Genomic DNA, 8812 nt, shown 5'->3' with positions numbered 1-8812 from the left:
AGGTGTTCCACCAGTCGAAGGTCGTGTAGATCATCGGGTACTTGTTGTACTTGGCCTTGATGGTGTTGGAGAAGTCGCGGATCCAGCTGACCATGCCGGCATGCGACAGCCCGTAGCACGTGCCACCGGAGTACGGGTTGTACTCGATGTCGAGCGCCGGGGGCAGGGTCTTGCCGTCGGCCGACCAGCCGCCGCCGTGCGCGGCGAAGTAGTTCGCCTGGGTGGCGCCGGAGGAGATGTTCGGCCGCGCGAAGTGGTACGCCCCGCGGATCAGGCCCGCGTTGTACGAACCGTTGTAGTTGGCCGCGAAGTTCGGGTCGGTGTAGCTCGTACCCTCGGTCGCCTTCACGTACGCGAAGCTCGCGCCGTTGCTCTTGACCGAGGACCAGTTGATCGAGCCCTGGTAGTGCGAGACGTCCAGGCCCTTCAGGTACGTCGCGGCCTGAGCGGGTGCCGCCATGCCGAGGGATGTCGCCGCGGCTGCGGCGACGGCGACGGCGGCGTACAGGACGCGTCTTGCCCGACGCGCCAGGGAACCGGTCATGGGTAACCTCCCGTGGGTTCCAGCCTCATGGGGGTTGTCGTGGGCTGGACAGGACAGACTCGCAGGAGGTACGCGGCGGCTCAAGACTTAGCGGCAGATTTCTTCCAAAGTTCCGCCAAGTCGGTTACTTTCGACCATCGCGGACGTACGCGGGGTGACCGCCACGCAGCTCACCGGGTACGCGAAGGGGTCAGAGCTCGCCGGCGCGCGACGCCAGCAACCGCCGGTACGACTCCAGTCGGTGCGCCGAGGCGCGGCCCGCGGCGACCAGCGCGTCCAGCCCGCAGCCCGGCGCGTCCCGGCCGTGGTCGCAGCCCGGCGGGCAGTCCACCGACCCGGCCGCGAGATCCGGGAACCCGTGCAGCAGCGACTCCGCCGACACGTGCGCCAGTCCGAACGACCGCACCCCGGGCGTGTCCACCAGCCAACCGTCCACATCGGACAGTGGCAGCGCGACCGCGCTCGTCGACGTGTGCCGGCCCTTGCCGACCGCGCTCACCCCGCCGACCGCCCGGTCCGCACCCGGGATCAGCCGGTTCACCAGCGTCGACTTGCCCACCCCGGAATGCCCCACCAGTACCGAGAGGCGGTCGGCGAGCCGGTCCAGCAACGGATCCAGCGGGCCGTCCGGCCGGCACGCCACCGCGTCCAGTTCCAGATCCGCGTAGTACTCGGTGAGCCGGGCGCGCTCGGCGTCCGCCGCCGGCAGGTCCGCCTTCGTCAGGCACAGCAACGGCCGCACGTCCGCGTCGTACGCCGCGACGAGGCAGCGGTCGATGAAACCGGTCCGGGGCGGCGGATCCTGCAGGGCGCACACGATCACCAGCTGGTCCGCGTTCGCCACCACGATCCGCTCGTACGGGTCGTCGTCGTCCGCGGTGCGCCGCAGCACCGACGCGCGCGGCTCGATCCGTACGATCCGGGCCAGGCTGCCCGGCTCCCCGCTGAGATCGCCGACCAGGGCGATCCGGTCGCCCACCACCACGGACTTGCGGCCCAGCTCGCGCGCCCGCATCGCGGTGATCGTCCCGCCGCCGTCGTCGAGTACGCAGGTGTAGCGGCCACGGTCGACGGCGACGACGAAGCCGGCCGCCGCGCCCTCGTGCCGCGGCCGGATCCGGGTACGCGGCCGGGACGGGCGACCCGGGCGCACCCGCACGTCGTCCTCGTCGTACTCCCGGCGCCTCACCGGTGCCATCCGCCGCTCCGGCCCGCTCCGCGGCGCACGGCGCGCCCCTCGTGCAGCGACCATAGCCGCACCCGGTCACGGGCCGCGGAACGTTCGGCCGCGGCCACCCCGCCGGCGCCGTACGCCCGCCGCGGGGACCGGGCGGTCAGGCCGGAGTCCCGAGCATCCGGCGCCACATGCCCGGGAAGTCCGGCAGGCTCTTGGCGGTACACGACACGTCGGACAGCACGACCCCCGGTACGGCCAGCCCCAGCACCGCGCCGGCGTGCGCGAGACGGTGGTCGCGACGGGTGTCGAACCCGCCGCCGGACAGCGGGCGCGGCGTGATCCGCACGCCGTCCGCCACCTCGGTCACCATGCCCCCCAGTGTGCCGAGCGCGGCCGCCAGCCCGGACACCAGGTCCGGCGCCCCCGGCGTACGCGCCACGCCCCGCAGGTACGAGGGGCCGTCGGCGAGCGCGGCCAGGACGGCGAGCACCGGGAGCAGCTCGCCCAGCCGGCACACGTCCGCGTCGACCCCGTGCAGCACCCCGCCCCCGCGTACGGTCAGGCCCTCCGGCGACCGTACGCAGTGCGCGCCGAACTCGGTGAGCAGGTCGAGCAGCGGCGCACCCGGCGCCCCGGTACGGGTCGGCCACCCCGGTACGGTCACCTGCCCGCCCGTCACCAGCGCGGCGGCCAGGAACGGCGCGGCCGCGACCAGGTCCGGCTCGATCGTCCAGGCCCGGCCGAACAGCCGGCCCGGCTCCACCTCCCACACGTTCGGCGTGGTGTCGTCGATGCCGGCGCCGGCCGCGCGCAGCATCGCCACGGTCAGTTCGATGTGCGGGGCCACCGGCAGCGGCGCGCCGTCGTGCCGTACCACGAGTCCGTGGTCGAAGTCCGGCCCGGCGAGCAGCAGCCCGGACACCATCTGGCTCGACCCGGACGCGTCCAGTACGACGTCGCCGCCCGGCACCCGGCCGATGCCGGACACGGTCAACGGCAGCCCGCCGGTACCGGTCTCCACCCGGATGCCGAGTTCGCGCATCGCGTCGAGCTGCGGGCGCAGCGCCGCCCCGCGCAACACCTCCGCCCCGTCGAACGACACCGGCCCGTCGGCGAACCCGGCCACCGGCGGCAGGAAACGCATCGCCGTACCGGAACGCTCGACGTCGACGTGCGCGGGCCCGGCGAGCGGCCGCGGACGCAGCAGCCACTGCTCGTCGTCCACGCTCGACACGTGGCAGCCCATGGTGCGCAGGCCCCGCGCGAGCACCACGCTGTCCCGCGACTCGGACGGGTGCTGCAACGTGCTCGGCCCGACCGAGACGGCGGCCAGCAGCAGCGCCCGCGCGGTCATCGACTTCGAGCCGGGTACCCGGACCCGCGCGTGCACCGCGGCGGACGCGGTCGGTGCCGGCCAGCGCAGTGGCGCGGCCGCCCAGCCGCGCGGACCGGTACGCCGGGCCGGACGTGGCGTCGGCCGCCCGTCGCCCGAATCGTTCCCCACCGGCATCGGTGCTTCACTGTTCGTGGCCATGATCCCAGTCTGCCGGGTCGACGCACTTTCGTGCCCGTTCAGCTGGTTGTCGGATTCCGCCTCGCCGGGCACGCCGCCGATCCCACCGCCGGCGGTACCTTCGGTGTCGTGTGTGGACGATACGCGTCGACGCGGAGCGCCGGCCAGCTCGCGACGTTCTTCGACGCGGCCGACGACACCGGCGGCGCGCTCGTGCCGACCGAGGAGCTGCGCCCCACCGACGCCGTACCGATCGTGCGCCGGCGTACGGGAGAGGGTCGGGCGGTCGTCGCGGTCCGCTGGGGCCTGCTGCCGCCGTGGGCGCCGGACCGCCGCTCCGCCGCCCGCATGATCAACGCGCGGGCCGAGACGCTCGCCGAGACCCGGGCGTACCGGGTGCCGTTCGCGCGCCGCCGCTGCCTCGTCCCCGCCGACGCCTGGTACGAGTGGCGCCGCGCCGAGGAGCTGCCGCGTCCGCTGAAGCACGAGCTGGCCGCCGCCGACGGCCGCCCCCTCGCCTTCGCCGGCCTGTACGAGGACGGGTCCGACCGGTTTCCGCCGACGTGCACGATCGTCACGACGGCGGCGCTCGGCCGGCTCCGGGACGTACACGACCGGATGCCGTTGGTGCTCGCCCCGCACCGGTGGGCCGAGTGGCTGGACTGCGCGGGCCCCGCGGATCCGGATCTGCTGGCGCCGCCGGAGGACGCGCTGGTCGCCGGGCTGAGCGTGCGCCCGGTCGGCCCGCCGGCACCGTACGTGACGCCCACGCTCTTCTGACGAAGTCACGAAACGGTCTCTCGCAACCCTTTTTTGGCGACTTATGTGCGCTTTTGACATGGATCATGGCTCAAGGCGCGCCGGCAAACCTTGCGTACGGTCTGTGCCGTGGGGTAAAACACAGCGCCGACGACTTGCTCGTCGGACCCCCACACAGCGGCCCCACCAGTTCCGGAGGTGGCACATGACCCGGGCGCGGATGCCCCGCCCGCACGAGGTCGCGGCGGCATGCCGAGATCCTCGGATGCTCAAGGCGCAACGGGACCGGTTGTCCGATCTCGCCTGGCGGGCACGCGGCCGATGCCAGACCGTCGACCCGGAGACGTTCTTCCCGGCGCCGAGCGAGCCGGCCGACGTCGCGCTCGCCCTGTGCAGGGCCTGCGACGTCCAGGGTTCCTGCCTGGCCTGGGCGCTGGACCAGGGGGACTGCAACGGTGTGTGGGGCGGCACCACGCCGCGGGAACGACGCGCCATGCTGGTGGCATGGCGGTTGGAGCACGAGCCGGAGCCCACTCCAGCGCACTGACCCTGCGCGTCGACACGTCCCGCGGGCCCGCCGAGGCCGACCTCGTCGTACCGCGGGCGCCGCGGTCGTTGCTCGTCCTCGGGCACGGCGCGGGCGGTGGCGTGGACGCGGTCGACCTCGTGGCCGTACGAGACGCGGCGTACGCGGCACACGTCGCGGTCGCCCGCACGACCCAGCCGTACCGGCTCGCGGGCCGGCGTGCCCCCGCGCCCGCCGGACACCTCGACGAGGCGTACGCGGAGCTGGTGGCGGCGGTGTGGGCGGAGGTGCCGCGCCGGCTGCCGCTGGTGGTGGGCGGCCGGTCGTCCGGTGCCCGCGTCGCCTGCCGTACGGCGGTGGCGCTCGGCGCGGTCGGCGTACTGGCGCTGGCGTTCCCGCTGCATCCGCCCGGGAAACCGGAGAAGTCGCGGCTGGCCGAGCTGCCGACCGAGCTGCCGACGCTGGTGGTGAACGGCGACCGCGACCCGTTCGGCGTGCCGCCCGCGTCCGACGCCGTCCACGTCGAGGTACGCCCCGGCGAACGGCACGGCCTCGGTACCGATCCCGCCGGGGTCGCCGAGGTGGCCGTCGGCTGGCTGGTCGAGCACGGCTGGGCGCGCTGACCGACGGTGACCTGAGCCACTGTCCGTACCCGGCCGGTCGCCGTCCCGGAATTCCGCCGCGGCCTCGTGCGTTGGCAGGGTCAGGCGCCCCGTACCAGACGCGGTCGGGGCCGGAGGGAGCGATGTGGTGGTAACGGCTCGTAGCGGCCGAGCGGGCGATTCGGCCCGGCTCAGGTCCCTGCTGTCGGCACCGGAGTGGACCCCCGACGTGTCCACGACCACCCCCGGTGCGACCCGCGGCGGGGTGGGCACTTCCGGCGTATCCTCGGCCCAGGTGCGGTCGAGGGGGGACGAGGACGTGACGCGTACCGAGACGCCGGAGCGCCGGCGAGCCCGGTTCGAGCAGGACGCGATGCCGTTCGTTGACCAGCTGTACGCGGCGGGTCTGCGCATGACGCGCAATCCCGCCGACGCCGAGGATCTGGTCCAGGAGACCTACCTGAAGGCGTTCGCGGCGTTCCACCAGTTCCAGGAGGGCACGAACCTCAAGGCCTGGCTGTACCGCATCCTCACCAACACGTACATCAACTCGTACCGGCGCCGGCAGCGTCAGCCCGTGCAGGCGCCGACCGAGGAGATCACCGACTGGCAGCTCGCCGAGGCCGGGTCGCACTCGTCGAGCGGGCTGCCGTCCGCCGAGACCGAGGCACTCGACCGGCTGCCGGACTCCGACGTCAAGGACGCCCTGCAGCGGCTGCCCGAGGAGTTCCGGCTGGCCGTCTACCTGGCCGACGTGGAGGGCTTCTCCTACAAGGAGATCGCCGAGATCATGGACACGCCGATCGGCACGGTGATGTCCCGCCTCCACCGGGGCCGCCGGAACCTTCGTCAGATGCTGGAGACGTACGCCGGGGACCGCGGCTTTTCCCGTTCGGCGACCGCGCCGGCCGGGCAGGAGGTGTGACGCTGTGACCGCGTATGGCGAGCAGAGTGGCTGGCCGGGCGCGCGAAGCGAGGTGCGCTCGTGAGCTGCGGGGACCCCCACGAGACCGACTGCCGTGACGTCCTTGCCGAGGTGTACCTCTACCTCGACCTGGAGTGCAGTGACGACCGGCGCGACGTGATCCGGGAGCACCTGGACGAGTGTTCTCCGTGTCTGCGCGAGTTCGGGATCGAGCAGGAGGTGAAGGTGCTGGTGGCCCGCTGCTGCGGCGGCGAGCACGCACCGTCCGACCTCAAGGCGCGCCTCATCGCCCGTCTCAACGAGCTGGTCGTCGAGGCAGACTCCCGCGAGTACCTGGCCGAATAGGTCCCGTACGCGGACGAGGGCCGTGCGGCACCACCGCGGTCACGCGGCAGGTACCGGCACGACCCTCGTCGGGTCGGCGCACGGCCTCAGCTGTTGGGGCGCTTGCCGTGGTTGGCGGCGCTCTTCTTGCGGGCCTTCTTCTTGCGGGACTTCTTGGCCATGACTCCTCCTCGGCGGCTGGCTGGCGACGCCGGTCGCGTCGCAGTCGTCTGACGCCCCAGGCTACCGGCGCGCCGGGCGGCACCCGCGGGGCGGTGGCCGTGGTTTCCGTCGCGTGGCCGGGTTCCGCCGGTACCCGGGCCGATCGTGATTGGATACGCGGGCGCGGGAACGCCCGTCCGCGCCTGACGTGAGGAAACCGGGAGGTTCGCGATGGCCGACGAGATCCGCGCCGAGATGGTGGCCAACGTGTGGAAGGTCGTCGCTTCGGCCGGCGACTCGGTGGACGACGGCGACACGCTCGTCATCCTGGAGTCGATGAAGATGGAGATCCCGGTGATCGCCGAGTCGGCCGGCACCGTCGCGAGCATCAACGTCAACGAGGGCGACGTGGTCCAAGAGGGCGACCTGATCGCCGTCGTCGAGTAGGCGCCGTGTCGTTCACGATCCGCCCGGCCCGGCCGGCAGAGTACACGGAGCTGGGGCGGCTCACGGTCGAGGCGTACCGGGGGTCGGACCAGATCGCCGAGGGCAGCGGGTACGAGGCGGTCCTGGCGGACTGCGCGTCCCGTGCCGCGGACGCCGATCTGCTCGCCGCGGTCGACGACACCACCGGCGTGGTACTCGGTGGCGTCACGTTCTGTCTGGCCGGCTCGCCGTACGCGGAGCTGGCGCGCGACGGTGAGGCGGAGTTCCGGATGCTGGCGGTGGCCCCGGCGGCGCAGGGCCGTGGCGTCGGCGCCGCGCTGGTACGGGAGTGTCTGGTGCGGGCGGCAGCGGCCGGTGCGCACGCGGTGGTGCTGTGCACGCACGACGGCAACGGCCCGGCCCGCCGGCTGTACGAGCGGGCCGGGTTCACCCGGGATCCGGAGCGGGACTGGTCGCCGGTGCCCGGCTTCGACCTGGTCGCGTTGCGGCGCCCGGCGTCGGCGCCGGCCGGGGCGCGCTGAGTTCTCTTCGTCACGGGCGGGGACACCTTCGGGGTGTCCCCGCCCGTTCTGTTGTACGGGGCGGGGTTTCGCGCGGCGGCGTGCTCGTTCGGCCATGATCCGCGCGCCCGCGCTGCGCGCACATGCTGATTCGTTACTGCACGTTCGAGCGCGATAGTTGGCAACTTCGCGCGTACTCGTGCAGAATCCGAAGCACGATCCCCACGGGCGCCGCTGCCGGCGAAGAGGAGTGACGATGGCTGAGCTTGGGCCGGGCGAGGGCATGGCGACCGACGTCGCCGAGCAGGCCGAGGGATACGCGCGGCTGCTCGACGCCGGGCTCGCCCCGATCGCCGCGGTGTCGCGCCGGATCGCGGAGCTGAAGCCGCGGTTCGTGCTGTTCACCGCGCGCGGCACGAGCGACCACGCCGCCCTGTTCGCGGCGTACCTGACGGAGATCCGGCTCGGCATCCCGACCGGCCTCGCCTCCCCGTCCGCCATCACCGTGTACGGGGCGCGCCCGGACCTGCGCGACGCGCTCGTCGTGGGCGTCAGCCAGAGCGGCGGCTCGCCGGACCTGACCGAGGTCGTACGGGTCGCCCGCGACGCGGGCGCGCACACCCTCGCGGTCACGAACAACCCGGACTCGCCGCTCGCCGACATCGCCGAGATGCACGTCGACGTACTCGCCGGCAAGGAGCGCGCGGTCGCCGCGACGAAGACGTACACGGCGGAGCTGATGGCGCTGCTGCTGCTCGTCGAGAGCGTGCGCGGGATCGACGCCGCGGACCGTGCCGAGCTGGACCGCCTGCCGGAACTGGCCCGTGGCGTACTGGCGGATCCGACGGCGACCCAGCTGGCCGCGCGGTACCGGTTCGCCGACCGGCTGGTCACCACGGGCCGTGGGTACGCGTACCCGACGGCGCGGGAGACGGCGCTGAAGCTGATGGAGACGAGCTACCTGTCGGCGCTGGCGTTCTCGGGTGCGGACCTGCTGCACGGGCCGCTGGCGATGGCCGACCCGGACGTACCGGTGCTGGCGGTGGTGGGCGACGGGCCCGGCGGCAAGGCGATGGGCGAGGTACTGGGCCGCCTGGCGGAGCGCCGCGCCGACGTACTCACGGTCGGGTCGGGTGCCGCGCCGGCGAACGCGGTGCGCATCCCGACGCCGCGGGTGGACGAGCGGTTCTCGCCGCTGCTGGACATCCTGCCGTTGCAGCAGCTCGCGCTGTCCCTGGCGATCGCCCGCGGTGAGGACCCGGACGCGCCGCGCGGCCTGAAGAAGGTCACCGAGACGCTCTGACCTCCCTGCGCCGACATCCCTGCGCCGCAC

At 73.4% G+C, this 8812-nt stretch carries 12 protein-coding genes; 8 read left to right on the top strand and 4 right to left on the bottom strand.

Annotated elements, in window-relative coordinates:
- The 3 genes from Aru02nite_RS30180 to Aru02nite_RS30170 all read right to left on the bottom strand — a co-directional run.
- A partial coding sequence (locus Aru02nite_RS30180) for a GH25 family lysozyme (RefSeq protein WP_275408752.1) occupies positions 1-544 on the bottom strand: 544 nt, incomplete at its 3' end.
- A 190-nt stretch (positions 545-734) separates the two neighbouring features.
- Positions 735-1742, bottom strand: a complete 1008-nt coding sequence (gene rsgA / locus Aru02nite_RS30175; protein ID WP_373325018.1) for a ribosome small subunit-dependent GTPase A — start codon at positions 1740-1742, stop codon at positions 735-737.
- Between the two features lie 136 nt (positions 1743-1878).
- Positions 1879-3255 carry a 3-phosphoshikimate 1-carboxyvinyltransferase gene (locus tag Aru02nite_RS30170; protein WP_239077045.1) on the bottom strand — a complete coding sequence of 459 codons (1377 nt, stop codon included), beginning with the start codon at positions 3253-3255 and terminating at the stop codon, positions 1879-1881.
- A 108-nt stretch (positions 3256-3363) separates the two neighbouring features.
- Here Aru02nite_RS30170 and Aru02nite_RS30165 point away from each other — a divergent pair, with 108 nt between their 5' ends.
- The 5 genes from Aru02nite_RS30165 (at position 3364) to rsrA (ending at position 6391) form a co-directional block, all read left to right on the top strand.
- Positions 3364-4014: an SOS response-associated peptidase gene (locus Aru02nite_RS30165; RefSeq protein ID WP_203663374.1), complete on the top strand. Its 651-nt coding sequence runs from the start codon at positions 3364-3366 to the stop codon at positions 4012-4014.
- Between the two features lie 184 nt (positions 4015-4198).
- Positions 4199-4540 (top strand): WhiB family transcriptional regulator, encoded by a 342-nt coding sequence (locus Aru02nite_RS30160; protein ID WP_203663372.1) that lies wholly within the window; start codon positions 4199-4201, stop codon positions 4538-4540.
- The gene (locus tag Aru02nite_RS30155) at positions 4498-5142 is read left to right on the top strand and encodes an alpha/beta hydrolase family protein (RefSeq protein WP_203663370.1); all 645 of its coding nucleotides are present in this window, start codon (positions 4498-4500) and stop codon (positions 5140-5142) included. The genes Aru02nite_RS30160 and Aru02nite_RS30155 overlap by 43 nt, the downstream gene beginning before the upstream one ends.
- Before the next feature lie 124 nt (positions 5143-5266).
- On the top strand, positions 5267-6046 hold the full coding sequence (locus Aru02nite_RS30150) for a sigma-70 family RNA polymerase sigma factor (RefSeq protein WP_203663368.1): 780 nt from the start codon (positions 5267-5269) through the stop codon (positions 6044-6046).
- A gap of 60 nt (positions 6047-6106) precedes the next feature.
- Positions 6107-6391, top strand: coding sequence for a mycothiol system anti-sigma-R factor (rsrA, locus tag Aru02nite_RS30145; RefSeq protein WP_203663366.1), 285 nt, complete (start codon positions 6107-6109; stop codon positions 6389-6391).
- 86 nt (positions 6392-6477) lie between these two features.
- Here the strand turns inward: rsrA and Aru02nite_RS37645 are convergent, their stop codons facing one another.
- The gene (locus Aru02nite_RS37645; protein ID WP_369814844.1) at positions 6478-6552 is read right to left on the bottom strand and encodes a 50S ribosomal protein bL37; all 75 of its coding nucleotides are present in this window, start codon (positions 6550-6552) and stop codon (positions 6478-6480) included.
- Positions 6553-6763: 211 nt separating this feature from the next.
- Between Aru02nite_RS37645 and Aru02nite_RS30140 the strand changes: the two genes are divergently transcribed.
- From Aru02nite_RS30140 to Aru02nite_RS30130, 3 genes are all read left to right on the top strand, one after another.
- Positions 6764-6979 carry a biotin/lipoyl-binding carrier protein gene (locus Aru02nite_RS30140; RefSeq protein WP_203663364.1) on the top strand — a complete coding sequence of 72 codons (216 nt, stop codon included), beginning with the start codon at positions 6764-6766 and terminating at the stop codon, positions 6977-6979.
- Between the two features lie 5 nt (positions 6980-6984).
- Positions 6985-7500, top strand: coding sequence for a GNAT family N-acetyltransferase (locus Aru02nite_RS30135; RefSeq protein ID WP_203663362.1), 516 nt, complete (start codon positions 6985-6987; stop codon positions 7498-7500).
- Between the two features lie 262 nt (positions 7501-7762).
- Positions 7763-8782 carry an SIS domain-containing protein gene (locus Aru02nite_RS30130; RefSeq protein ID WP_203663385.1) on the top strand — a complete coding sequence of 340 codons (1020 nt, stop codon included), beginning with the start codon at positions 7763-7765 and terminating at the stop codon, positions 8780-8782.
- Positions 8783-8812: the final 30 nt, after the last annotated feature.

Source organism: Actinocatenispora rupis (assembly GCF_016861975.1).
Classification (GTDB): domain Bacteria; phylum Actinomycetota; class Actinomycetes; order Mycobacteriales; family Micromonosporaceae; genus Actinocatenispora; species Actinocatenispora rupis.
Note: the sequence above shows the minus strand (reverse complement) of the source record. Positions and strands in the feature narration are given on the sequence as shown.

Coding starts and splice junctions, on each gene's coding strand:
- rsgA (WP_373325018.1), bottom strand. CDS start 1,742: ATGGCACCGGTGAGGCGCCGGGAGTACGACGAGGACGACGTGCGGGTG.
- Aru02nite_RS30170 (WP_239077045.1), bottom strand. CDS start 3,255: ATGGCCACGAACAGTGAAGCACCGATGCCGGTGGGGAACGATTCGGGC.
- Aru02nite_RS30160 (WP_203663372.1), top strand. CDS start 4,199: ATGACCCGGGCGCGGATGCCCCGCCCGCACGAGGTCGCGGCGGCATGC.
- Aru02nite_RS30155 (WP_203663370.1), top strand. CDS start 4,498: ATGGCGGTTGGAGCACGAGCCGGAGCCCACTCCAGCGCACTGACCCTG.
- Aru02nite_RS30140 (WP_203663364.1), top strand. CDS start 6,764: ATGGCCGACGAGATCCGCGCCGAGATGGTGGCCAACGTGTGGAAGGTC.
- Aru02nite_RS30130 (WP_203663385.1), top strand. CDS start 7,763: ATGGCGACCGACGTCGCCGAGCAGGCCGAGGGATACGCGCGGCTGCTC.